The sequence below is a fragment of the Bacillus sp. M6-12 genome (assembly GCF_002860285.1).
In the GTDB taxonomy this organism is placed as follows: Bacteria; Bacillota; Bacilli; order Bacillales; family DSM-1321; genus Peribacillus.
On sequence record NZ_PGVF01000031.1, the window covers coordinates 130,637 to 153,556 of the forward strand.

At 41.3% G+C, this 22,920-nt stretch carries 25 protein-coding genes, 1 pseudogene and 1 riboswitch; of the genes and pseudogenes, 13 read left to right on the forward strand and 13 right to left on the reverse strand.

The features are described from left to right. Window positions 1-335 precede the first annotated feature (335 nt). A pseudogene (locus CVD28_RS28990) lies at window positions 336-549 on the forward strand (hypothetical protein); the annotation flags it as partial. Window positions 550-812: 263 nt separating this feature from the next. Here CVD28_RS28990 and CVD28_RS25790 read toward each other — a convergent pair. Then, complete coding sequence (locus tag CVD28_RS25790; protein WP_101597529.1) at window positions 813-1,076, reverse strand: YtzC family protein; 264 nt, start codon at window positions 1,074-1,076, stop codon at window positions 813-815. A 254-nt stretch (window positions 1,077-1,330) separates the two neighbouring features. Here CVD28_RS25790 and CVD28_RS25795 point away from each other — a divergent pair, with 254 nt between their 5' ends. Both CVD28_RS25795 and CVD28_RS25800 read left to right on the forward strand, forming a co-directional pair. Beyond that, window positions 1,331-2,299, forward strand: coding sequence for a TIGR01212 family radical SAM protein (locus CVD28_RS25795; protein ID WP_101597530.1), 969 nt, complete (start codon window positions 1,331-1,333; stop codon window positions 2,297-2,299). After that, window positions 2,286-2,858 (forward strand): class I SAM-dependent methyltransferase, encoded by a 573-nt coding sequence (locus CVD28_RS25800; RefSeq protein WP_101597531.1) that lies wholly within the window; start codon window positions 2,286-2,288, stop codon window positions 2,856-2,858. The genes CVD28_RS25795 and CVD28_RS25800 overlap by 14 nt, the downstream gene beginning before the upstream one ends. 78 nt (window positions 2,859-2,936) lie before the next feature. Here the strand turns inward: CVD28_RS25800 and CVD28_RS25805 are convergent, their stop codons facing one another. Together CVD28_RS25805 and CVD28_RS25810 are read right to left on the reverse strand one after the other, a co-directional pair. Next, window positions 2,937-4,034 (reverse strand): tetraprenyl-beta-curcumene synthase family protein, encoded by a 1,098-nt coding sequence (locus tag CVD28_RS25805; protein WP_101597532.1) that lies wholly within the window; start codon window positions 4,032-4,034, stop codon window positions 2,937-2,939. Between the two features lie 9 nt (window positions 4,035-4,043). Further along, the gene (locus tag CVD28_RS25810; RefSeq protein ID WP_101597533.1) at window positions 4,044-4,850 is read right to left on the reverse strand and encodes an alpha/beta hydrolase; all 807 of its coding nucleotides are present in this window, start codon (window positions 4,848-4,850) and stop codon (window positions 4,044-4,046) included. A 157-nt stretch (window positions 4,851-5,007) separates the two neighbouring features. Here CVD28_RS25810 and CVD28_RS25815 point away from each other — a divergent pair, with 157 nt between their 5' ends. Beyond that, window positions 5,008-5,535 carry a gamma carbonic anhydrase gene (locus CVD28_RS25815; protein ID WP_101597574.1) on the forward strand — a complete coding sequence of 176 codons (528 nt, stop codon included), beginning with the start codon at window positions 5,008-5,010 and terminating at the stop codon, window positions 5,533-5,535. Window positions 5,536-5,820: 285 nt separating this feature from the next. Here the strand turns inward: CVD28_RS25815 and metK are convergent, their stop codons facing one another. Together metK and CVD28_RS25825 are read right to left on the reverse strand one after the other, a co-directional pair. Beyond that, window positions 5,821-7,023, reverse strand: a complete 1,203-nt coding sequence (gene metK, locus CVD28_RS25820) for a methionine adenosyltransferase (protein WP_101597534.1) — start codon at window positions 7,021-7,023, stop codon at window positions 5,821-5,823. A gap of 258 nt (window positions 7,024-7,281) precedes the next feature. Continuing rightward, window positions 7,282-7,481: riboswitch (SAM riboswitch) on the reverse strand. Window positions 7,482-7,547: 66 nt separating this feature from the next. Beyond that, entirely contained in the window at window positions 7,548-7,922 is a 375-nt protein-coding gene (locus tag CVD28_RS25825; RefSeq protein WP_101597535.1) for a thiol-disulfide oxidoreductase DCC family protein, read from the reverse strand. 227 nt (window positions 7,923-8,149) lie between these two features. Between CVD28_RS25825 and pckA the strand changes: the two genes are divergently transcribed. Then, entirely contained in the window at window positions 8,150-9,736 is a 1,587-nt protein-coding gene (pckA, locus tag CVD28_RS25830) for a phosphoenolpyruvate carboxykinase (ATP) (protein WP_101597536.1), read from the forward strand. Between the two features lie 170 nt (window positions 9,737-9,906). On the opposite strand, the gene CVD28_RS25835 is transcribed toward pckA, so the two are convergent. Together CVD28_RS25835 and CVD28_RS25840 are read right to left on the reverse strand one after the other, a co-directional pair. Beyond that, on the reverse strand, window positions 9,907-10,149 hold the full coding sequence (locus CVD28_RS25835) for a DUF2584 domain-containing protein (RefSeq protein ID WP_101597537.1): 243 nt from the start codon (window positions 10,147-10,149) through the stop codon (window positions 9,907-9,909). 36 nt (window positions 10,150-10,185) lie between these two features. Continuing rightward, window positions 10,186-10,983, reverse strand: coding sequence for an alpha/beta hydrolase family protein (locus CVD28_RS25840; RefSeq protein ID WP_101597538.1), 798 nt, complete (start codon window positions 10,981-10,983; stop codon window positions 10,186-10,188). Window positions 10,984-11,179: 196 nt separating this feature from the next. Between CVD28_RS25840 and CVD28_RS25845 the strand changes: the two genes are divergently transcribed. Genes CVD28_RS25845 through CVD28_RS25855 form a run of 3 tightly spaced genes read left to right on the forward strand, consistent with a single transcriptional unit; the run spans window position 11,180 to window position 13,759 of the window. Next, entirely contained in the window at window positions 11,180-12,175 is a 996-nt protein-coding gene (locus CVD28_RS25845; protein WP_101597539.1) for an ABC transporter substrate-binding protein, read from the forward strand. A 14-nt stretch (window positions 12,176-12,189) separates the two neighbouring features. Next, on the forward strand, window positions 12,190-12,969 hold the full coding sequence (locus tag CVD28_RS25850) for an ABC transporter ATP-binding protein (RefSeq protein ID WP_101597540.1): 780 nt from the start codon (window positions 12,190-12,192) through the stop codon (window positions 12,967-12,969). Continuing rightward, window positions 12,950-13,759, forward strand: a complete 810-nt coding sequence (locus CVD28_RS25855) for an ABC transporter permease (RefSeq protein WP_101597541.1) — start codon at window positions 12,950-12,952, stop codon at window positions 13,757-13,759. Before CVD28_RS25850 ends, CVD28_RS25855 begins: the two co-directional genes overlap by 20 nt. 195 nt (window positions 13,760-13,954) lie before the next feature. Here CVD28_RS25855 and ytkD read toward each other — a convergent pair whose 3' ends face one another. Together ytkD and CVD28_RS25865 are read right to left on the reverse strand one after the other, a co-directional pair. Further along, a complete protein-coding gene (ytkD, locus tag CVD28_RS25860; RefSeq protein ID WP_101597542.1) occupies window positions 13,955-14,440 on the reverse strand; it encodes an RNA deprotection pyrophosphohydrolase in 486 nt (161 codons plus the stop codon). Window positions 14,441-14,587: 147 nt separating this feature from the next. Beyond that, complete coding sequence (locus CVD28_RS25865) at window positions 14,588-14,935, reverse strand: hydrolase (protein WP_101597543.1); 348 nt, start codon at window positions 14,933-14,935, stop codon at window positions 14,588-14,590. A 243-nt stretch (window positions 14,936-15,178) separates the two neighbouring features. On the opposite strand from CVD28_RS25865, the gene CVD28_RS25870 reads away from it, so the two are divergent. Further along, window positions 15,179-15,436: a DUF6154 family protein gene (locus CVD28_RS25870; protein ID WP_101597544.1), complete on the forward strand. Its 258-nt coding sequence runs from the start codon at window positions 15,179-15,181 to the stop codon at window positions 15,434-15,436. 121 nt (window positions 15,437-15,557) lie between these two features. Here the strand turns inward: CVD28_RS25870 and CVD28_RS25875 are convergent, their stop codons facing one another. Next, on the reverse strand, window positions 15,558-16,592 hold the full coding sequence (locus CVD28_RS25875) for a LacI family DNA-binding transcriptional regulator (protein WP_101597545.1): 1,035 nt from the start codon (window positions 16,590-16,592) through the stop codon (window positions 15,558-15,560). A 383-nt stretch (window positions 16,593-16,975) separates the two neighbouring features. Beyond that, window positions 16,976-17,416: a Dps family protein gene (locus CVD28_RS25880; RefSeq protein ID WP_101597546.1), complete on the reverse strand. Its 441-nt coding sequence runs from the start codon at window positions 17,414-17,416 to the stop codon at window positions 16,976-16,978. Window positions 17,417-17,569: 153 nt separating this feature from the next. Between CVD28_RS25880 and ytzI the strand changes: the two genes are divergently transcribed. Then, window positions 17,570-17,728, forward strand: a complete 159-nt coding sequence (gene ytzI / locus CVD28_RS25885) for a YtzI protein (RefSeq protein ID WP_101597547.1) — start codon at window positions 17,570-17,572, stop codon at window positions 17,726-17,728. A 168-nt stretch (window positions 17,729-17,896) separates the two neighbouring features. Here ytzI and CVD28_RS25890 read toward each other — a convergent pair whose 3' ends face one another. Continuing rightward, window positions 17,897-18,370: an S-ribosylhomocysteine lyase gene (locus CVD28_RS25890; RefSeq protein WP_101597548.1), complete on the reverse strand. Its 474-nt coding sequence runs from the start codon at window positions 18,368-18,370 to the stop codon at window positions 17,897-17,899. A 187-nt stretch (window positions 18,371-18,557) separates the two neighbouring features. On the opposite strand from CVD28_RS25890, the gene yidD reads away from it, so the two are divergent. Together yidD and CVD28_RS25900 are read left to right on the forward strand one after the other, a co-directional pair. Further along, window positions 18,558-18,785, forward strand: a complete 228-nt coding sequence (yidD, locus tag CVD28_RS25895; RefSeq protein ID WP_101597549.1) for a membrane protein insertion efficiency factor YidD — start codon at window positions 18,558-18,560, stop codon at window positions 18,783-18,785. A gap of 186 nt (window positions 18,786-18,971) precedes the next feature. Then, entirely contained in the window at window positions 18,972-19,982 is a 1,011-nt protein-coding gene (locus CVD28_RS25900) for a metal ABC transporter solute-binding protein, Zn/Mn family (RefSeq protein WP_101597550.1), read from the forward strand. Window positions 19,983-20,160: 178 nt separating this feature from the next. Here CVD28_RS25900 and CVD28_RS25905 read toward each other — a convergent pair whose 3' ends face one another. Then, the gene (locus tag CVD28_RS25905) at window positions 20,161-21,219 is read right to left on the reverse strand and encodes a DctP family TRAP transporter solute-binding subunit (RefSeq protein ID WP_257985984.1); all 1,059 of its coding nucleotides are present in this window, start codon (window positions 21,217-21,219) and stop codon (window positions 20,161-20,163) included. Between the two features lie 100 nt (window positions 21,220-21,319). Here CVD28_RS25905 and CVD28_RS25910 point away from each other — a divergent pair, with 100 nt between their 5' ends. After that, on the forward strand, window positions 21,320-22,918 hold the full coding sequence (locus tag CVD28_RS25910; protein WP_101597551.1) for an ATP-binding protein: 1,599 nt from the start codon (window positions 21,320-21,322) through the stop codon (window positions 22,916-22,918). The last annotated feature ends 2 nt before the right edge of the window (window positions 22,919-22,920 follow it).

Here is a 22,920-nt window from a genome sequence, read left to right on the forward strand (position 1 = left end):
TTCTAGTGGTTTTCACTTTAAGTTGCAATACATTATTTCCACACCAGAATGGTAAATTGTGTCGGATGATCCAAATCGGTACTTACCAGCAAATAAACTGCCGAATGCCCTATAATGTTTCGAACGATAACAAAAAGACTCCCTTAAGTAGGAAGTCGCAGATTGTCGACAAAAGGGGTTCGGAATGGTCTCATTCGAACCCCTTTTTAGTGATTATTTCTATTTTTTCTTATTTTGAGATGAATTGACTTCTCTTAGCATTTATTTATTATTTCTATTGCATCTGCGATACGCGTTCGATCGTTTCTTTGCGTTTCCCTGTGGGGTCGCAAATGAAGCATGGCATGCGTTGGATAAACGTTAAGGGGACTTAAAAAATTGTCGATGCAGGCGAGGCTTATTTTCGCTGCCATTAATTTAATGACGATGGAAAACTGGACATGGAAAGGCCGAGAAATGGGCTTTATAGGATTGTTTTTCGAAAGCATCTTTGTCACCCCAATCATTTTATATATCAATTTTATAATAGATAGGAATATTTCATTGTAAACGTTTAAAAGCCAGTTGATTGGAGTGGAAGGCGCGAAGACTCCTGTGGGAGCAGCGGGACAGGTGAGACCCCGCAGGAGCATGCGACGAGGAGGCTCACCGCCCGCCCCGCGGAAAGCGAAGCGCCTGGAACGGAAATCAACAGACCCCATTATCAGGCCAAATAAAAAAAATAACTGCAGGCAAACTCGATTTCATCGAGTTTGTCTACAGTCTGAGACTCCTTTAAGCAGGAAGCCAGATTGCATTTAAACCTCTCTTTGTTAATGATCAAGCAAGATCATATGGTTTTGCAGCTGCCGCAGCTGCAAACTCATTCTGTATAGCCTTTCGCGCTGCTGGTCATTCGCACTTTGCGAAAGTTTTTCCAGCTCATTTAGCGCTGATTGTATTTCCATTTGAGAGTTTGAATAGCCTGTCTCATTGTAATGCTGCTGAATGGATCCTTCTTCAAAGTGTTCGTGGGCATTCTGGAGAGTTGCCTCACAGTGCTGCAGGCATTTTTCGACTGCTTCCCTGGTTGCCATTGCTGTCCCCTCCTCAAAGCATATGAGATGAAAAATCATCTTCCCCTTTATTTTGTACAGTTCCCTGCATATTATTTTCCTGCCGCACAGAAAAGAAATTGGATAACATCATTGTTCATGATAAAATACCACTGGCTGTTGAGGAACAATTTATAACTTCTCATTTTGTTTTGGTTTTAATTAAGAGCTGCTACATGCTCTGCATTTCTAAAAATTTCAAATAAGGGATTTTATTCGATCGGAGGATCTGACTTTTGAAATCATTTATATATGCTGCAGACAATAAGCGATATCACACATGGAATTATCATTTGCGGGAAACCTTTGGGCATAAGGTTTTCAAAGTTGCCCTTGATGGCGGATTTGACTGCCCCAATCGTGACGGCACCGTAGCCCATGGAGGCTGTACTTTTTGCAGTGCAGCAGGATCAGGTGATTTTGCCGGAAATCGCGCTGAGGACCTCGAAACACAATTTAAAGAAATCAGTGAAAAAATGCATAAAAAGTGGAAAGATGGCAAGTATATGGCCTACTTTCAGGCGTTTACCAATACACACGCCCCACTTGATGTATTAAAAGAAAAATATGAGACAGTGCTGAAGCAAGAGGGCGTTATCGGGATTTCTATTGCAACGAGACCTGACTGCCTCCCTGGTGATGTAGTTGAGTATTTGGCAGAATTAAATCAAAGAACATACCTGTGGGTAGAACTTGGACTTCAGACTATACATGAACGGACTGCGTTACTAATTAACCGGGCACATGATTTTCAATGCTATGCGGAGGGGGTTAAAAAGCTCAGGAAACATGGCATCCGCATATGTTCCCATATCATTAACGGCCTTCCCCTTGAAACTCCAGAAATGATGATGGAAACAGCCAGGGAAGTCGCCAAGCTTGATGTTCAGGGAATCAAAATTCATTTGCTTCACCTCTTAAGAGGTACCCCAATGGTAAAGCAATATGAAAAAGGCATGCTTGAGTTTTTACAATTTGATGATTATGTAAACCTTGTATGCGATCAGCTGGAAATCATTCCTCCAGAAATGGTTGTTCACCGCATAACAGGAGACGGTCCGATTGAACTGATGATTGGGCCCATGTGGAGTGTAAATAAATGGGAAGTACTAAACGCTATTGACGCAGAGCTTAAGAGGCGTGGAAGCTGGCAAGGTAAATACTATCTTTCTGAAGGTGTGAGAGAAACAAATGAAGCTCGATAGAATCCTTCCATTCGCGCGGCTGCTGCTCCAGAAAGCCGTAAATATTGGCGATATCGCCGTGGATGGCACAATGGGAAATGGCCACGATACAGAGTTTTTGGCTAATTTAGTCGGTGAATCCGGACATGTTTACGGGTTTGATATTCAGGACCAGGCTGTTACAGAAACAGAAAAGCGGCTAAAGTCCGGGGGGCTGAATTCAAGATGTACCCTATTCTTGGCTGGACATGAACATATTAAAGATAAAATCCCTGAAAAATATCACGGGAAAGTAACAGGGGCAATCTTTAATCTTGGATACTTACCAGGCGGAGACAAGTCAATCGTGACCGCGGCGGAGACAACCATCACAGCAATTGAACAGCTTTTGGAGGTCATGGCAGCAGCAGGGATCATCGTCCTGGTGATTTACCATGGCCATCCGGAGGGAACAGTCGAACGCGATGCCATCTTAGAATTCGCGGCTTCACTCCCACAGGATAAAGCCCATGTACTTCAATATCGATTTATCAATCAGGCGAATAATCCGCCCTTTATTGTGGCACTTGAAAAACGGTAATGATTTTTTTACAGGAAAATAAATGGATCTAAACCTTAAAACCCCTTGTCAGTGAACGCATTGACAAGGGGTTTTATTTTACTTCGCCGAAGAAAGAACAATCCTGCTTGAAGCCATCGTTTTTTGCAGGCTGCGATATGCTTTGCCATTCAAGTAAAAAAATAATGATTCCATGCCGCCTAGCCGGATCATCCGTTTTGAAAGGGACCTGACGCTTTTTTGATTACGAACCTTACTATCTGATAAGTATAGACCAAGCAATCCTCTTTGAATCAATTTGTGAAAACGGGGGTGCGGAAGTTTGTCCACAAGCTGTGCTGACTTTTCCACAAAATGAGAAAGCCGGTCAACCATTTCTTCCTCATTTTTGTAATAAAAACAAAAATTGAGGTCTCCCCCATCCCTATCCTCTTCCTGATCGATAAAATAATCAAGCAGGATGTGAAGTCCTTGAATATACGGAAAGTAACCGCTCATCACCTCAGTAGCATTTCGAGGTTCAAAATCTTTCCGCAAACCATAGGAAACAAGGCAGAATATTCCCAGAGTTGATCCTGAGCAAGCGGAAAATTCATACCATGTCATTGAGGGCAAATCTTGCTTATAGGAATTGAACCACATTTTCAGCCGTGGAATCCTCTCCTCTACAATAACATGCTTATGTACCTGCAAATCGCAGTAATAGGAGCATAGCTCGTTAAGAAAGGGAGAAATTTCGTGGTAATGCTGGTTAATGCGCAGCATTTCCTGGCAGGTTGTAACCAGATCCTTTAAATAGCCTCCATCATTCTGCTCCTGCCTTTTTCGATAATAATTTACTGGAACTGCATCGATATCCAGTGCATGCTCCATTGATTGATGAAGTGCCCTGAAGTCCTCGGGATCCATCGAGGTGCTTCTATCACATAGGTTATCGAGGTAGTCGCTGATGGTTTGATACGCTACGATAAATTTAATAGCTTCAGCTTTATTGTCTTCTGCAAGCAGGGAAAGAATTGCCCCGCCTTCGCAATGAAATGTTTTCGACCCAATACTAGCCAAAGCCTGTTTCCTTAATTCCGGATCCGGTATTTGTTTTGCACGGTCCGTCCAAAAGGCCAGCTCACTGTGTACGACCGGAAATACACCACGGTACACTTTTTTCATAAGCGTGAGCGGATTAGTAGGAACAGTCATTTTTTCACCTCACTTTATAATATAGCCGAGCGTCTTGAGCCGGGTTTCGACAAACGATAAAGCATATTGAAAAACATCTTCCCGCTCTGACTCATTAAATATTTCATGGTACAGTTCCGGCCACTCTTTATATTGCTTTTCACTGCAAAGAGTATAATTAAACCATTCCCTGACCATTTTTTTATCCACAATCAAATCATTTCCAGCCTGCATAAGAAGCAGAGGTACGTCCTGCAAATCCGGAATCCTTTCAAAGGCTTCCTTTATCGCAGCTGTAAGCTCTTTGTACCACCTCACAGATACCTTTGTAATATATAGGGTATCGTTGACATCCATTTCCTTTACTTCGGCATTTCTTGTAGCCATATCAATCGTAAGGCCAGAATCCATTCTCAGCTTAGGGAAAACTATGTTAAGGACAGAGGAAACAGCCTCCAGTGTTTTAGAAGGAGCAGTGACCAATCCAAGACACGGTGAGGATAGGATCACACCAGCCAAATTTATTTGTTCTTCCTGAAGCGTCCTGATCGCGATCAATCCTCCCATGCTGTGTCCAAGCAGGAAGACAGGCAGATCATAGGTGAAAGCCTCTTCAATCCATAATTTAATTTCATCTAAATATTGATCAAAGGAATCGATATGGCCTCTTCCCGAACGGGTGGTCATTCCCTGGCCAGGCAAATCCCCTGCAATAACATGATAACCTGCAGAACACCACATCTGGGAAAGCCATTTATAACGGCCATGATGTTCCATCGCCCCATGGATTATCACTATTACAGCCCTGGCATTGCCCTCCGCCTCGTATTTCCACATGCGAATTCCTCCTTCAAAAAAAACGTTTCATAGTATTTTTTATTTTATATAAAAACTCAGCCAAATGGTATTTTCAGCTCTTATTATTCAAGTTACACTATAAGTAACCTTGCCAATACATAAAATACAGTTTGGAAAGAAAGGGTTTGAATCAATGATCATCTATCCGTATAAAGATAAAAAACCGGAAATTGCACCGAGCTGCTATGTTGCTGATAATGCAGTCATCACAGGTGATGTAAAGATTTCAGACGAGTCAGGCATCTGGTTCAATACCGTAATCCGAGGGGATGTGGCCTCCACAATTATTGGAAAAAAAGTTAATATTCAGGATAATTGTGTCCTTCACCAGAGTCCCAACAACCCGCTAATTATCGAAGACGAAGTTTCAGTAGGACACCAGGTTATCCTCCATAGCTGTAAAATAAAAAAAGGTGCACTTATCGGGATGGGCTCTATTATCCTTGATCAAGCAGAAATAGGGGAAGGTGCCTTTATAGGAGCTGGAAGCCTCGTTCCGCAAGGGAAAGTGATCCCTCCGAACACACTTGCATTTGGTCGCCCCGCAAAGGTGATCCGCTCCCTAACCGATGAGGATAAAAGGGATATGGAAAGAATCTGTCGTGAATATGCGGAAAAAGCACAATATTATAAAGCGGCGGAACCTTGTGACCCATACTTGTAGACGCTTATCCAGAAAAATAATTTGTTTTTATTAAGATATGAATGAAAGCGGTATTTTAACCATCAGGCCCTATGTTTAAATGGATTATTCAAAGGAACAAATAATTGTTTAAACAATGGCTATATTAAAGCTCATTGTTAATTTTGCCGCTATGTTGATCCGAACGGAAATCAACAGCCAAGATTAACAGAGCCTAAACAATAAAAGAAAAAGGGAGGAGGATACATTTAGTACCCTCTTCCCTCTTTTTGTGAAAATTACTCTATCTCATCTTTTATGCAAAAATTAAGCATTTGCAGCCTGATTTTTAAGAGCTTCTGCTTTATCTGTGCGCTCCCAAGGCAAATCAACGTCACTGCGGCCAAAATGTCCGTAAGCAGCTGTTTGCTTGTAGATTGGGCGGCGAAGCTCAAGCATGTTTATAATGCCAGCTGGGCGTAAATCAAAGTTTTGGCGGACGAGATCAACCAAAATATCTTCCCCTACTGTTCCTGTTCCAAATGTATCAACAGAGATGGAAACAGGCTGAGCAACACCAATTGCATAAGCAAGCTGAACTTCAACTTTATCCGCAAGGCCGGCAGCCACAATATTTTTTGCTACATAACGGGCAGCATAAGCTGCAGAACGGTCAACCTTTGTAGGATCTTTACCGGAGAATGCACCGCCTCCGTGGCGTGCATAACCGCCATAAGTATCAACGATGATTTTACGGCCTGTCAAACCTGCGTCGCCCTGAGGGCCTCCGATAACAAAGCGGCCTGTCGGGTTGATAAAGTACTTAGTATTTTCATCGATCAATTCTGCAGGAACTACCGGGTTGATTACGTGTTCCTTAAGGTTTCGCTGAATTTGCTCAAGACTGATTTCAGGGTGATGCTGAGTTGAAATAACAATTGTGTCAATGCGCACAGGCTTGTCATTTTCATCATACTCAACCGTAACCTGAGTTTTGCCATCTGGACGAAGGTAAGGAAGAATCTCTTCTTTACGTACTTCTGTCAGGCGGCGTGCAAGTTTGTGAGCCAATGAAATTGGAAGCGGCATAAGCTCTTTCGTTTCATTGCAGGCAAATCCAAACATCAAGCCCTGGTCCCCAGCTCCGATTGCTTCGATTTCTTCATCGGACATCATTCCTTCACGCGCTTCAAGCGCCTGGTCAACACCCATAGCGATATCAGCAGATTGCTCGTCGATTGAAGTCAATACTGCACAAGTCTCAGCATCAAAGCCGTACTTTGCCCGAGTATAGCCAATGTTCTTGACTGTTTCACGAACAATTTTAGGAATGTCTACATAAGTAGAAGTTGTGATTTCTCCCGCAACCAGTACAAGACCGGTTGTAACGGACGTTTCGCAAGCGACACGTGCGTTTGCATCCTTTGCAAGGATTGCATCAAGGATTGAATCTGAAATCTGGTCACAAATTTTATCCGGATGACCTTCAGTTACAGATTCAGAAGTAAATAGACGACGGTTTTTAGACATCTTATTTGCCTCCTAAAGAAGATAATATTTTTTGTGGTTTAGAACGAAAAAACACATGTGGTAATAACTCCATCATATGCGTTTCCCTCTTCCCCCGTTTTGACGGAACTCGTTTCCAAAAGTCTTATCCGATTCAAGATGCAGATTTTTTCCAAGCGGCAATCACGGCGTTATGTATTGGCCATTTGCGGATTGCATACAAAAAAACCTTTCCTTGAAATAGTGAGGAAAGGTTGTTAACTTACATCTAGCCTTTCGCTCTTATCGTTCAAGGGCTTATTATAGCCTTGCATCAGGTTAGCACCTTCGCCTGAAGAACCGCAAATGCTTAATAAAATTAATCACTTTAATGATTAGGTTGCATCATTTATTCGCAATTGATTCCTTAAGATCATCTATACTTCTGGCAGGTTGCTGGGTTTCATCGGGCCTGTCCCTCCACCGACTCGGGATAAGAGAATCCGTACAAGGTAGAATCATACCGTAAAATATCGAAAAATGTCAATAATTTAACCTTAACTTTTTTAAATAGAGCATTTGCCATCACTGCAGTTTGAGCGAAAAATAATGTGCCTTCTTTCGGCAATATATCGGTAAACAGGTTTGCCTATCAGTGGGGCGAATGGAAGATAGCAAAGCGTTCCCAGCAAAAACAATGGCGGGCATTTGATCATCATTCTCCGTACGGCAAAAAAACCTCTATAAACCTTATTTTCCCCTGCCAGTAAATGAAGCTCTCTTCTTAAATCCTTCTTATTATATACGTTCACTTTGTTGTGTTTTTCATATTCCTGCAAAGACACCCATTCTATTTTGGAAAGCCAGTCAAAACGCGTAAGCATTTTTTTTGTCTTCTGGCAAAGTATGCATTCTCTGTCATAGAGCGCTATATCTTTCATCAGTTACCACACCTTTGGGTTGAATAAATTTATTATGGCAGATTTTTTGAAAATAAAAAGAATTTACTTTCCGGGTATTACTATTTAAAATGAATTATTAACTTTAAAAATTGATGCAAAATTTTCACAAATTAAGACACAAATAGTATAGACTAATCAGTTTAATGTGTTATACTATTTAAGAAGCTAAAAACTTAAAATCATCCAAAAAGGCAGGTATCTCATAGATGAATTCCGTCGATATTTCAAATGAGCTGCACCAATTATTATCTGGAAACAACGTAAATGTGCAGCTATCTGTACCACAGCTAGTTGAAAAGGTGCTAAACCGTAAGGAAGGTGTTCTGACCTCTACCGGCGCTGTAAAGGCTGAAACAGGCAAATATACTGGGCGTTCGCCAAAGGATAAATATATCGTTGAAGAAGCATCCACAAAAAACAAGATCGACTGGGGCTCAGTCAACCAGCCGATTTCAGAAGAAGTTTTTTGCAATCTTTATACAAAAGTGATCCAGCACTTGCAGCTAAAAGATGAAGTGTTCTTATTTAGAGGCTTTGCAGGGGCAGATGAAAAACATCGCCTTCCGATCCAGGTTGTTAACGAATATGCTTGGCACAACCTTTTTGCTCACCAGTTGTTCATTCGCCCAACTGAAGAAGAATTAAGCGTTCACAATCCTGAATTCACTGTAATTTCAGCACCTGATTTCAAAGCAGATCCTCTTGTCGACGGAACAACATCAGAAACATTCATCATCGTGTCGTTTGAACGTCGTACCGTTCTTATCGGCGGTACAGAATATGCTGGTGAAATGAAAAAATCCATTTTCTCAATCATGAACTATTTGCTTCCAGAAAATGATATCCTTCCTATGCACTGCTCAGCAAACGTGGGCAGAGAAGGAGATGTAGCCCTTTTCTTTGGATTATCCGGAACAGGGAAAACTACATTATCAGCCGATTCCAACCGCAAGCTAATTGGCGACGATGAGCACGGCTGGTCTTCAAATGGAGTATTCAATATTGAAGGCGGCTGCTATGCGAAGTGCATTAACCTTTCACGTGAAAAAGAGCCGCAAATCTTTGATGCTATCCGTTTTGGTGCTGTTCTGGAAAACGTGGTTGTCCACGAACATACACGCGAAGCTGATTATGATGATAATTCTTTAACGGAAAATACCCGTGCTGCCTACCAAATCCAGGCTATTGATAACATTGTTAATCCAAGCCTTGCAGGGCACCCAAATACAATTATTTTCCTTACAGCTGATGCATTTGGAGTTCTGCCTCCAATCAGCAGGCTATCAAAAGAGCAGGCAATGTTCCACTTCTTGAGCGGGTACACAAGCAAGCTTGCAGGTACAGAGCGTGGAGTTACTTCCCCAGAAGCAACTTTCTCCACTTGCTTTGGATCTCCATTCCTTCCGCTCCCGGCTATTCGTTATGCGGAAATGCTCGGACAAAAAATCGATGAGCACAACGCTAAGGTCTATCTTGTTAACACTGGCTGGACCGGTGGAGAATACGGAACAGGATCCCGTATGAAGCTTGCTTATACCCGTGCGATGGTGCAGGCTGCACTTGAAGGTGAGTTAACAAACGTTGAAACTGTTAAAGACAGCTTCTTTGGCCTTGAGATTCCAGCCCACGTACCTGGCGTACCTGATGAAGTGCTTCAGCCAAGCAAAACATGGGCTGACAAGGCTGCGTATGAAGCAAAGGCTACCGAACTTGCAGAAAAATTCCGCACTAACTTCAAAAAATTCTCAAGCGTATCACCTGAGATTGAAGAGCTTGGCGGACCAACAGCTTAATTTTTAAAGTATAAGCTCATCGCTTGGGCCTAACATCTTGACCCGTTAAAAAGATATTCTTTCTTATCCAGGAGGTAAGACTAAGACCCCTATCAATTTGATAGGGGTTTTTTGGCTCTTCATTGTTTTTCATCAAATATCCATAAAAACAAGCCTAGTGAATGCCAGTTTTAATTCGTTGAATTTAAGGATACCAGCTGGTAGGTTATAGTCGTTTCTTCTCCTTGCCATTCCACCTTTTTAATTACAGCAGTGCCGCTGGCTTCGCTTTGCAGTGTTTTTCTGATATCAATCGGGATATCAATCGGATATAGGCGGTATCCTTTTTTGACAAGACTGAAAAGATTCTCCTGCTCCCTCTTTTCATTGCCTTTTGTGACAATCATGGTATTAAGCTCTAGTGGCATTCCCATACTCTTCACCCTCCTAATACTGATACCATCATCTTATCACTTTTGGGTCTGTTGTTTCATCCACTGTGTTAAATCTTCTACAACCTGGCGATTGACAGCTGGCGGGAAATAATGGGTGTATTCACGGAAATACCAGCTTTCTACATGCTTATCTTTTTCGTTTAATATTTTTTCAAGCCGATAAGCGTGATCGACTGAAACATTTTGGTCCTGTTCCCCATGAATGATCAGCACTGGCACATCCAGTTCATCAGCTGCAAATAACGGGGTCCTGTATTCATATTCCTTCCGGAGTTTCGTCGGCGTCCCTCCAATTACCCGTTTCATCATTCGGCGCAGGTCTTCCCTTTCCACATAGGTCAGGAACATGTCACTCACTCCTCCCCAGGTAACGACCGAAGCTGCTGTCCTGCAAAGAATCGCTGTCCATAAAGCCATTACTCCGCCGCGTGAGAAACCAAATATATGGATGGAATCGTTACGGACTCTTGGATGGTTTTCAAGCAGTTTAAATCCAGAGATAGCATCAAGCCGGTCTTCGCCGCCAAAATCTTCATAGCCTTCACCACCCTGGTTCCCCCGATAATATGGTGCGAATACAATAAACCCCTTGGCTGCAAACTGAATGATCCTTCCTGGCCTTACCTTACCGACATTTTTTATCCCTCCGCGCAAATATAAGAAGCCGTCATATACCTCCTGCCCAATAGGCTCGGCAAGCAGGCCTTTGATTTTCAGACCCTGGGAAAAATAAGTAATTGTATATAAATGAATCCTCGGATGCGGTGATGGAAACCGCTCCTTTGAAATAATCGTCCCATCCTCTGGCAGCATTTTTCTCTCCTTCCTCCAGTCGGAAATCCAATAAGTATTTTGTAAACATTATAGTTCTTTTATCCTTTTCTATACGATATTAATCCTTTTTCATATTATCCATTTAAAGTGTACCATAGGCAATCACACATTTTTTCATTCTTTCATACGATATGTTAGGCACATACTTACACGAAAAACAAGTAGGAGGGTTAACATGAAAAAGTGGATAAAAACTGGCAGCCTATTACTTTTAGTTTGTATTCTCATTATCCCGCTTGCCGCCTGCGGGAAAGAAGAAATGCAAAAAGTAAGAATAGCAGAGGTGACTCATTCTATCTTTTATGCACCACAATATGTAGCGATTGAAAAGGGCTTTTTTAAAGAAGAGGGTCTGGAGATCGATTTAAAGACTACACCAGGCGGCGATAAGACAATGACAGCCCTTTTATCAGATGGGGCCGACGTAGCCCTTGTAGGTTCTGAAACGTCAATTTATGTAACAGCCCAAGGCTCCAATGACCCTGTTATTAATTTCGCCCAGCTTACCCAGACAGACGGCACATTCCTGGTTTCACGCAATAAGATAGATAACTTCAACTGGGATATGCTTAAGGGCAAATCCTTCCTTGGCCAGAGAAAGGGCGGCATGCCGCAGATGGTTGGCGAGTTTGTGCTGAAGAAGCATGGCATTGATCCTCACGCAGATCTCGAATTAATCCAGAATGTAGATTATGCAAATATCGCCCCTGCATTTGCAGCTGGCACGGGGGAGTTTGTACAGCTTTTCGAACCGACAGCGAGCATATTTGAGCAAGAAGGAAAAGGATATATCGTTGCCTCCTTTGGCAAGGAATCAGGCCATGTGCCGTATACAACATTTATGACAAAATCCAGCTACCTTAAGGAAAACCGTGAAACAGTGGAAAAATTTACACGGGCAATAAAGAAGGCACAGGACTGGGTGCAGGAGCAAAGTGCCAAAGAAACCGCCAAGGTAATCAAGCCATTTTTCGAGGATACCGATCTTGAAACGATTGAAATGGTTGTAGACCGCTATAAAAGCCAAGGTTCCTTTGCATCAGATCCGATTTTGGATGAAGAAGAGTGGAACAACCTTCAGGATATCATGGATGAAGCAGGAGAATTACCAAAACGGATGGACTATAAACAATTGGTTAATACAGAAATTGCCGAAATGGTAACGAAATAAAGGAGGCCTGGCATATGAGCTTCCTGTCAATTAGAGATATCCATCATACCTATTTCACAAAATTGACTGCTGCTACAGCGCTGGCATCCATATCTTTAGATATCGAGGAAGGGGAGTTCATTTCCTTCCTCGGGCCAAGCGGCTGCGGAAAAACAACGCTATTGTCTATTATTGCCGGACTCTTTAACCCAACACAGGGTGAGGTTATCCTTGAAGGGCAGCCCGTGCAGGATGTAAGTAAGCATACGATTGGATACATGCTTCAGCAGGATTACTTGTTTCCATGGAAAACGATTGAAGAAAATATTACTCTCGGTTTAAAAATCCAAAAGAAGAATGTTCCTAATTTAATAACTGATGCCCTCAGCCTGTTAGCAGAAGTTGGCTTACAGGGAACGGAGAAACAGTATCCAAAACAGTTGTCAGGAGGAATGCGGCAGCGGGCTGCGCTTGCGAGAACACTTGCCGTGAATCCGAAGGTACTTCTTCTGGATGAACCTTTTTCTGCCCTGGATTATCAGACAAAGCTGAAGCTGGAGGATCTTGTTTCCGAGACGTTGAAGGCTTTTAACAAAACGGCCGTACTGGTAACACATGACATTGGGGAAGCTATCGCCATGAGCGACCGGATCTATTTATTTTCCGCCAACCCCGGACGGATTTTCAAGGTGTTTAATGTCCATGAGGAGCTAAGGAATGTGACACCATTTGAAGCCCGAAATCATCCGTCCTTTTCCAATCTCTTTCAATCTATCTGGAAGGAGCTTGAAAGCCTTGAATCCGACAGGCAATAGCATCCAAAAGCTGCATAAACAGTATAATGATTCTTTAAAAAAGGAAAAAAGATGGGTCAGGTTCTATCAAGTCATTATTTTCATTGTGTTCTTCACTAGCTGGGAAACAGCTAGCCGTATGGAGTGGGTAGACCCTTTGGTTTTCTCTTCTCCAACAGATATTGGGCGTTTGTTTCTTGAAAAGGTCATTGACGGATCGCTCTTTTCCCATCTTGGGGTAACTGTTTTTGAGACAATACTAGGCTTTATTCTTGGAACGCTTTGCGGGACGGTTCTTGCTGCGGCCCTTTGGTGGTCACCTTTACTTTCAAAAATCCTTGATCCCTATTTAGTCATTTTAAACGCCATGCCAAAGGTCGCATTAGGACCGATTTTAATAGTGGCCCTCGGACCCAGCTTCACTTCAATTGTTGCAATGGGAGCGATCATTTCCATCATTATCACGACCATTGTTGTTTATACCTCTTTCAGGGAAGTGGATCCAAACTATTTAAAAGTCCTCCAAACCTTTGGGGCAACGCGGGCACAATCCTTTAGAGAAGCTGTACTTCCAGCCTCTTTTCCTACGATTATTTCAACTTTGAAGGTAAATGTAGGTCTTTCCTGGGTGGGTGTCATAGTAGGTGAATTCCTGGTTTCGTCAAAAGGTCTAGGCTATATGATTATCTACGGTTTCCAGGTCTTCAACTTTACCCTTGTGCTCTTATCACTGCTCATCATAGCCGTGTTCGCCACGATTATGTATCAGCTTGTAGAGCTTCTCGAAAGAAGACTTATTAAAAATGGATAATATCTTAACTAAAGGCTCTTTTCGGAAACTTTGTTCCTTCTTCAGCCTAATTAAGGGGCTATACTTATTTTTTCAAGATAACTTTTTTCAAAGTCTTATGAAAAGATGCCACGAAGCCTGACCATACGGGAAGGTCTTCCTATACGATAAGCAACAATCTATATGAAAACACCCTAAAAAGAACAGCAGACGCAATCAAGATTCTTTGCCTGCTGTTCTTTTTAATTCTTCGACTCTTTTTAAGCTAAGCGGGAGAATTTGGTCTTTCATAATGAAGCTGAATTCCGGGTCTCCCTGAATGTTTTCAGGCAGTCTTTTTTTCAGGACGGGCCCTTCTGTCTCTAAATAGTCTTCCTTTGATTTCAAACTCACAAGCTCAGTATAACAAAGTGCTTTAACAAAAAAACCGCCTAGGGCGTGTACTCTATATTGACCGATAAAAAACAATTCTCCTGCCACACCGCCTGTTTCTTCAAGCACTTCCCTTATGGCTGCTTGTTCAATTGTTTCCCCAGCTTCCCTTTTTCCGCCCGGAAACTCCAGTCCTCTTACTGAGTGCCTTGTCAGCACCCATTGATTCTTCCAGCGGCACAGGACAAGGACATGATGTGCTTCTCCAAAAACTCCATTTTCTGATGAAAATTCAACCTTATGCCCGTTGAAGTCAAAAAAAGATATCATGTATACGACCCTTTCAAAATGCATGAAAAAAATTGTCCATTTTGTGTTGATTAATTCCTTTCTCCATTATATTTGAACTTTTTCCCTAGTGGGTAATAAATTATATAAAAAGGAACCTGGCCTAGTTTCTCCAGGTTCCTTTGATTATCAGTTTGTAAATCCATCTGTTTCCTTAGCAAGACTTTCAAGTATCCCCATACTTTCAATATGTTTTCGGGCTTCTTCGTTCCCAATTTTATAAATCATTTCGTATATTTTTTGCATTCCTTTATCATAAGCATCATTTTCCCGATCATAATGATATTGTACATAAGGTACATGAGAGCGATAGAAGTTTTGCCATTCAACAGAGTAATTCTGATCGAAATATTCCCGCAGCTGTGAAATTTCTTCATCGGTTGCTTCCACCTGGAAATTCCATGGCGAGGTATCCCGATCCCTTGAAATTTGCCCGTTTTGGAGCCAGATATAGTATGTATTCTTTTGCTGATCCATTTGATTGCCCCCTTTTTGGCGAAGAGATGCATTTATTCTTCCTGAATGAAAAGAATTTCATTCTCTTTTGTCTTTTTGGTTTCAGTTGGAACTTTTATACTGTAAAATGAAGAAAAGACAGATTAAAATCAGTGCCTACGGGTAAAACATATATATATCCATTACGATCGCTTATTTAGCTGAACATTTCCATTCGTGTTTACATATCTTAAGATTACTCATAAACAACTGTGGGGTGAAGAAATGAAACTAATTGATGAATTATACAATCTATATCGGAATAAACTGACTGGGGACGAAGAAGATATTGATATGCTTGCTTTCGCAGTGCTTGAACAATTGACCAGGAAAGAAATCATCGGATTAATGAATGAATTAGAAGACCAGGAACTAAATAATTTGCTTGGCCTGTACATTATAGAATCTTTAAAGGGCAAATTCGCCCAGGAAGAAATGGATGGCTTTAAGCAGGCACCCTACCAAAACCGAAATATCCATTAAGTATAAAGGTGCTGGAGCTAGAGATAGACACGTTATCTTTGTTATCTATCCAAACTCTGGAATTTTTCAAATTCATAGTCAATAAAAAGCCGCAAAACATAGTTTGCGGCTTTTTTGTATATTATTCTGCCTTGTCCTGCAGCTTTCGGCATGAATTCCTTTCAATCAGCTTTGCTGGAATGGTAATCCGTTTCGGTAAGGCATCTGGATCTTTTATCTGATGCAGCAGGCATTTTGCTGCCTCAAAACCTAATTGATAAATACAGATATCTACTGAAGACAGAGGTGGTGTGGAGAATTCGGCAAGCTTTATATTATTGAAACTGATGATTGAAATGTCCTTTGGAACCTTTATATTTAACTTACCCAAATGGCTAATGATTTCGTAAGCTATTAAGTCATCCTGCGCCACCAGTGCAGTAGGAGGCACACTCAATGCCATCAGGGAAGCAACCGATTCTCTGCCGTTCATTTTAATTTGCTGTTCATCAACGAAATAACTTCCCTTGAAAGCGAGGCCAGCCTCCTCCAAGGCAAGTTTATACCCCGTTAGCCGGTCTATTGTTACGACAAAGTCGAGGTTCCCCCCAACAAATGCAATGTGCTGATGTCCTAGCTGAATAAGGTGGTTTGTAACCTGTTTTGTAATGCTGATATTATCATTATCTACAAAGGAAGTATTCGATTCATTTGAATAAGGCCTGCCAACCACGGTAAAAGGAAAACCGGCGTTCTCAAGGAAATCTTTTGTTCTGTCAGATATTCTGGAGTATAACAAAACAATTCCATCTACACGCTTCCCCTGCACCATTGATACTACCTCTTCGTAAATCTCAGCCTCTGCCGAACCAGTTGTAAGGTAGAGGCCGTATTTATTTACATGTGCATTCTCGCTGATTCCCCGCAATACTTCAGGAAAAAAGGGATTGTCGAAAGCATGATATCCGGAAGTAGGCATAACTACTCCTATTGTCTGAGTATTCTTCGCAACGAGGCTCCTCGCCTGGAAATTGGGGTGATACCCAAGCTTATCCATGACTTCTCTTACCCGCTTTTTTGTTTTTTCACTTATTCGCGGGTTATTGGCAATTACCCTGGAGACTGTCGAGGGAGCAACATTTGCTTCCCTGGCAACATCTTTTATCGTAGCAGCCATATCTTCTCCCCCATGATGCAGTTCCAAATTCCGTATGGAAAATCGTGTTAAAACGTTTTCGTTTGTATTTATAGCTTTTCTAAACATTAGGCTCTAATAAACTTGGCTGTTGAATTCCGCTCCATTCGCTTGCTCCAATCAACATAGCGGAAAAATCACAATGAGCATTAACATTCAAATATTAGAAAGAATCCATTCTGCCGCTTATGAAAACGGTTGCATAATCTGTTAGCTTCATAGTAACATATTCAATTTTATTGTACAATTGCCATTTTGGCGGGTTCCACAGCCACTTAACGAAAAGGAAAACCTCATCGCAGCCCAGCTTTCACTGCACAAAAAGAGACCCCGCAGCTTTCTCTGCAGAGCCCTTTTACATTGCATTATCTTCCTAAGTAAGAATTCAGCATCCATGCATGCTTTTCAAAGCTTTTCTTTATGCCAAGCAGCATGTCTCCTGTTCCTTCGTCTCCTGCCTCTTCGGCAAGCTTGATGCCTTCTTCCAATTCCTTGGCGATTTTTTGAAAGTCATTGCTTAAATTTGATACCATATCTTCGGTTGTCTCAGAACCAGTTGCTTCTTCAATGGTTGTCAGTTCAAGGAATTCCTTCACAGTTGCCACTGGTTTTTCTCCAATAGCAAGCAGACGCTCAGCAACTTCATCTAAATAAGCAGTCGTCTCATTATAGAGCTCTTCAAACTTTACATGAAGTTCAAAAAAACGCGGACCGCTTACGAACCAATGGTAATTATGTAACTTCGTGTAGAGAACGCTAAAATTTGCAATTTCCTGATTTACTAAGTCGACTAATTGTTTTGACATAGTTACAACCTCCCATTCAGTTTATATTTTCCCATTTTCTAATTTCTTAAAACATTATCTATCCATAAAAAAGTTTGACAGAATTTTGAACTAACAAAATCTCCCTATAAGTGTTAAAATCACAATAGCAATAATATCTGGGAAGTGATAAAAATGATGACCATCATGATCATTTCAATAATAATAGTACTGTTAGTTTTGCTGGCAACAGTACTGACCATTGGAAAAGCTTATAAATTCCAGCATTCTGTGGATCAAATTGATGAGCCTCCGGCTGAGTTATCAAATGAAAACCGGCAGGAAGAGAGATAAGAAAAAGCGCCCAGATGAGCGCTTTTTTCGTTTGGTGAACAAATATTGTTTCCTGTATTAGCCAACTGGTTCTAATCGCCGGTACGCAGCATGACGCTCGCATAGTCAGAACTCTAAAGCATACAGATGGAATGCCTGCACACCCATGAAGGTTCAAAGCAAAATGTATTACGCGAAAACTTGATGAAGATCCTCTTTGCTATAAGTTAGCCAATAATTCATCAGCTTCTTGGCACCCTCAAGGTCATGGAGCTTAGCTTGTCCGCACTGTGTTTCATTGGCTGCTGGAATATCTGTAACCTGAACGGCATCTTTCATTGTATCTTCCAGCACATCGATAATCTCGGTAACAGTCGGTTCACCGCTTACTACTAAATAAAAGCCGGTCTGGCAGCCCATTGGGGAAATATCAATAATATCAAAATGGTCATACTTCTCTGAGTGCTTCCGGATGTTAAATGCCAGTAAATGTTCAAGCGTATGAATAGCATCCGGCTTCATCGCCTGCTTGTTAGGCTGGAAAAAACGGATATCAAATTTATTGACAACACCATCTGTTCCTACTTTGTGAACGCCGCAATGTCTTACAAACGGAGCTTTCACGGCATTATGATCTAATTCAAAACTTTCTACTGAAGGCATAAAATCACTCCTTATTTAATAACTGCTATCTATTCTAACGCTAAATATGAGATATTTCATCATTTAAAGATAAATTCCTTATTTTTTGAGGTTCATAGTACAATCCGATGAATTGCCCCAGTGGCATTGCTTATGTAAGATAGGAATAATTGCAAAAAATTTTCATTTATAAAAGGAGGCATTATTAATGCTCCAAAAAATATTTATAAGTATAATCCGCTTTTACCAGATTGCCATTTCACCTCTAAAACCGCCGACCTGCCGTTTTTATCCCACTTGTTCTCATTATGGCATAGAAGCCATTAAGCGGTTTGGAGCTTTAAAAGGAAGCTGGCTGGCTATCAAAAGAATAGTTAAATGCCAGCCCTTCCATCCTGGTGGATTTGATCCTGTACCAGAGAAGAAGGAAAAATAACAACAATAACACGGAGCTTTATTTTTACTTGATTTCTGCATTTAGCCATTGTATGATAATTGAAGGATTAAATCGTAATGATTTCGGATTGCAATTTATTTTAAATCGTAATCATTCTGATTTCTTATATTTTTAATTAAATTTGAACATTATTAAAATTATTGATAATTAAAGGAGCGCTTCACCATGAAAATGAGATTGCTACTCGCGATCATTCTTTCCGCAGCGGTTGGTTTAGCTGGCTGTGGTACTGATCAAAAAAATGAGAAGGCAAAGCTTGCCTCAAAAAACGACAAGCTGCAGATATATACAACAGTTTTTCCTCTCGAGGATTTCACGGAGAAGATTGGCGGCAAATTTGTAGATGTTCACACAATATATCCCCCAGGATCAGATGAACATACCTTTGAACCGTCTCAAAAAGATATTATTGGAATGGCTGAAAGTGATCTTTTTCTCTATGTTGGACACAACCTGGAAGGCTTTGTGAATAAAGCGCGGCCTATCCTTGAGGAGGAAGGAGTCACGATGCTGGCCGTTGGTGAAAAGCTAAAAATCGAAGCAGCGGAGGAAACTCACGAGCACAGCCATGAAGGTCATAGCGATGATGAAAAGCATGGGCATGAAGATAAACACCCGGGTGACCATACAAGCGGTGACGGCCACAACCACGGGGATATTGACCCGCACCTTTGGATTGACCCTGTGTATTCCATTGAAATGGCAAAAATCATAACAAATCAATTAAGCAAAGAATATCCTGAACAGTCAGCTTATTTTGAAGAGAACTATGATAATTTGGCGCAACAGCTGGATGAACTGCATCACCGCTTTGAAAGTACAATAAAATCGGCGAAAAAAGACCAAATAATTGTTTCTCATTCAGCCTATGGCTATTGGGAGAAGCGCTATGGTTTGGAACAAATCAGCATTTCTGGCCTTGCTTCTACCAGTGAGCCATCTCAAAAAGAGCTGGAGGAAATTGTCCAGACAGCCAAAAAAAATGACATTCAGTATATAATTTTTGAACAAAATATCAGTTCAAAGCTTACAAAGATTGTTCAAAAGGAAATAGGTGCGAAACCGCTGAAGCTTCATAACCTTTCTGTTTTGACTGAAAAGGAACAAGCGTCAAAAGAAGACTACTTTAGCCTGATGGACAAAAACCTCAAAACACTTGAAAAAGCTTTGAATTAACAAAAGCGCGAGTGCCCTGTCAGAGGAAGAACGGCTAAAATCCCCACTTTCTGCGGTTTTTCCCCTAAGAAAAAAAAGTTACTGGGCGCTGGAGCTTGACATCTGTACTTGATAAACTTACTTAAAAAAGAGGAAGCCTTTTTTCCAAGGCTTCCTCTTTTCTTTTATTACCATAAATTCAGTGATGTACATGTTTATTTCTTATTTCAAGCGCTTTTTTTAACAGGTCATGTCCTATTTGCTTTTCAAATTCCGGATAAATGAACTCCATTTCTTTCATCCAATGTTTCTTTTCAGTTTTTGATAACTGATAAATGCTTATATCAGAGCTGGCACGTATATGCTCAAACTGCTCCTTGTTTAATTCCTGGGAAGCAGACCATAGCCAGTTTGAGGTTTCATCCATCGCTTTCTTAACCTGCTCCTGAATATCATCTGGAATTTTATCCCAAAATTGCTTATTTACCACAACAGCATAACCAAGGTATCCATGATCGCTGATTGTTAAATATTTTTGAACTTGATAAAGCTTCTTGGAGTTGATATTGGAAATCGTATTTTCCTGACTGTTTAAATGATGACCTTCCAAATTGCGGAACGTGTCATTGAAGCCCAGCATGGAAGTCGAAGCACCAAAATGTTCAAATTGTCTTTCAAGAACTTCGCTCGGCATAATCCTGAATTGCTTTCCTTTAAAATCAGCAGGAGTCCGTATCAGCGTATTACTCGTGATCTGCTTAAAATTGTTCGACCAGTACGCAAGCCCTTTCAATTGATCTCTCTCAAGCTTTTGGAGCAGTTCCTCTCCGACCTCGCCTGTTAGTGACTCCTCTAGCGCCGCATAATTTGGAAAAATGTATGGCAAATCAAGCAGCTGCCACTCGGGAGCCACTAATGTAAGCTTTGAAGTCGCCGGCGCAATCATCTGTACCTCATTCTTCCTAAGAGCTTCCAGTTCATTCGCATCACTGAACAAAGTTTCATTAGGATACACTTCTACTCTGACACGATGGTTTGTATATTCATCTACCAGCCTGGCAAACCTGATCGCCGCAAGACCCTTAGGCGTATTTTCGGCTACAACATGGCTGAACTTTATCACAATCTGGTCCTTCATTCCCTGTTGTTCATAATCAAATGCTAGCTCTCTATTGGATGAGTACGACTGATAGCCAATAATTACGGCAAGCGCAATTCCAAGTACCCCCAGCAAAAAAAATCCCCAGAAGAACCTCAATTCCAACAACCCCTTGTAAATCTAAGCAATTATAAAACTATTGTATCACAGCAATTTTTTCATGTTAAAATTATTGTAGAACTATCGGAGGCGAAATAATATGAAACTCTCCCACACCCCGATCCAACTAAAGATTACATTGCTGACTTTTGGAATTGTTGCCTTTTCGATTATAATCGGAGGATTGATGATTCTTGGGAATATTGTGTCTGTTAAAGAAGAAGAATCCGGAAAACGGACCATGATAACAGCCCATACTGTTGCAGAGCTTCCTGAAGTCCAAGAAATGGTTCAGAAGCCCAATGGATGGCATTCTTTAAATAGAGTAATTGAAAATATCCGGTTTATTCATAATGCTGATTATATCGTAGTATTAAATCAGGACCGAATCCGCTATTCCCACCCGGTTTATTCTAAACTGGGAACAGTCTCACGAAGCAAGGATGAAAGCGCTGCATTTGCAGAACATGTTTACTTATCGAAGGCTAAAGGGGAATTGGGGATATCGGTCAGAGCTTTCGTTCCTATATTGAATGAAAGAAAAGAACAGGTGGGTGTTGTGATTGTAGGCAATATTTTGCCCACCGTACAAGATTTAGTCTTTGAATCCCGGAATAACATTGCCCTTTTATTGCTCCTGACTCTCTTATTTGGGGCGCTGGGTTCCTGGCTGCTGGCCCGTCATATTAAAAAAGAAACATTTCAGCTTGAGCCGCATGAAATTTCACGAATGCTGGTTGAAAGGACGGAAGCTTTTAATGCGATGCACGAAGGTGTCATTTCGATTGATAATCTTGAAAACATTACTGTTTTTAATGAAAAGGCAAAACAGATGCTCGATATCAGCGGGAATGTGATCGGCAGGAAAATTTGGGAAGTCATTGATGATACCCGCCTTCCGGAAGTGCTTTACAACACAAAGCCGATATACAATCAGGAAATACAGGTCCAGCACAAGAACATTCTATCGAATCGCGTTCCTATTAACGTGGATGGCAAAACCATTGGTGCTGTTGCCATTTTCCAGGACCGTACAGAGGTTACTAAACTCGCGGAAGAGCTCACAGGGGTTAAAGCATTTGTAGAGGCTCTGCGTGTCCAAAATCACGAGCACATGAACAAACTACATACCATTGCAGGTTTAATTCAGCTTGGCAACCTGGAGAAAGCTCTTCAATATGTATTTAAAACGACGGAAGAGCAGGAAGAAATGACACGGTTCCTAAGCAAGCATATTCACCATGAAAGTCTGGCAGGACTGCTTCTGAGCAAGGTGGCCCGCGGCAAGGAACTTGGAATTGAGCTGATTATTGATAAAAACTCCCGCCTGGAACGGTTTCCTGAGGATTTAGACCACCATGATTTTGTATTAATACTAGGGAATCTAATTGAAAATTCCTTTGCAGCTTTTAAACATTCAAGTGAACAAAAGAAACAGGTCTATCTCTGCATCCATCATGATGAAACAGCCTGCCATATCGTTCATGAAGATAATGGTCCGGGCATTCCAGCTTCCATACAGGATCAGATTTTCCAGTATGGCTTTACTACTAAAGGAAATGAAGGATCCGGCATTGGCCTTTATTTAATTTCACAGATAGTCGAAAAGGCACATGGGAAGCTTTCCATAGACTCAATACCTAATGAAGGGACAGCATTTTATTTGTCTTTCCCAATGAAAAAATCCAAGGAGGGATAACA

Excerpts from the sequence above, each read along its gene's own strand:
- CVD28_RS25850 (WP_101597540.1), top strand. The coding sequence starts at position 12,190 with ATGAGCTTCCTGTCAATTAGAGATATCCATCATACCTATTTCACAAAA.
- CVD28_RS25875 (WP_101597545.1), bottom strand. The coding sequence starts at position 16,592 with ATGGCTGCTACGATAAAAGATGTTGCCAGGGAAGCAAATGTTGCTCCC.
- CVD28_RS25810 (WP_101597533.1), bottom strand. The coding sequence starts at position 4,850 with ATGTGGAAATACGAGGCGGAGGGCAATGCCAGGGCTGTAATAGTGATA.
- CVD28_RS25870 (WP_101597544.1), top strand. The coding sequence starts at position 15,179 with ATGAAACTAATTGATGAATTATACAATCTATATCGGAATAAACTGACT.
- CVD28_RS25910 (WP_101597551.1), top strand. The coding sequence starts at position 21,320 with ATGAAACTCTCCCACACCCCGATCCAACTAAAGATTACATTGCTGACT.
- CVD28_RS25805 (WP_101597532.1), bottom strand. The coding sequence starts at position 4,034 with ATGACTGTTCCTACTAATCCGCTCACGCTTATGAAAAAAGTGTACCGT.
- metK (WP_101597534.1), bottom strand. The coding sequence starts at position 7,023 with ATGTCTAAAAACCGTCGTCTATTTACTTCTGAATCTGTAACTGAAGGT.
- CVD28_RS25865 (WP_101597543.1), bottom strand. The coding sequence starts at position 14,935 with ATGGATCAGCAAAAGAATACATACTATATCTGGCTCCAAAACGGGCAA.
- pckA (WP_101597536.1), top strand. The coding sequence starts at position 8,150 with ATGAATTCCGTCGATATTTCAAATGAGCTGCACCAATTATTATCTGGA.
- CVD28_RS25825 (WP_101597535.1), bottom strand. The coding sequence starts at position 7,922 with ATGAAAGATATAGCGCTCTATGACAGAGAATGCATACTTTGCCAGAAG.
- CVD28_RS25800 (WP_101597531.1), top strand. The coding sequence starts at position 2,286 with ATGAAGCTCGATAGAATCCTTCCATTCGCGCGGCTGCTGCTCCAGAAA.
- CVD28_RS25840 (WP_101597538.1), bottom strand. The coding sequence starts at position 10,983 with ATGCTGCCAGAGGATGGGACGATTATTTCAAAGGAGCGGTTTCCATCA.
- yidD (WP_101597549.1), top strand. The coding sequence starts at position 18,558 with ATGCTCCAAAAAATATTTATAAGTATAATCCGCTTTTACCAGATTGCC.
- CVD28_RS25790 (WP_101597529.1), bottom strand. The coding sequence starts at position 1,076 with ATGGCAACCAGGGAAGCAGTCGAAAAATGCCTGCAGCACTGTGAGGCA.
- CVD28_RS25835 (WP_101597537.1), bottom strand. The coding sequence starts at position 10,149 with ATGGGAATGCCACTAGAGCTTAATACCATGATTGTCACAAAAGGCAAT.
- ytkD (WP_101597542.1), bottom strand. The coding sequence starts at position 14,440 with ATGATATCTTTTTTTGACTTCAACGGGCATAAGGTTGAATTTTCATCA.
- CVD28_RS25900 (WP_101597550.1), top strand. The coding sequence starts at position 18,972 with ATGAAAATGAGATTGCTACTCGCGATCATTCTTTCCGCAGCGGTTGGT.
- ytzI (WP_101597547.1), top strand. The coding sequence starts at position 17,570 with ATGATGACCATCATGATCATTTCAATAATAATAGTACTGTTAGTTTTG.
- CVD28_RS25845 (WP_101597539.1), top strand. The coding sequence starts at position 11,180 with ATGAAAAAGTGGATAAAAACTGGCAGCCTATTACTTTTAGTTTGTATT.
- CVD28_RS25890 (WP_101597548.1), bottom strand. The coding sequence starts at position 18,370 with ATGCCTTCAGTAGAAAGTTTTGAATTAGATCATAATGCCGTGAAAGCT.
- CVD28_RS25880 (WP_101597546.1), bottom strand. The coding sequence starts at position 17,416 with ATGTCAAAACAATTAGTCGACTTAGTAAATCAGGAAATTGCAAATTTT.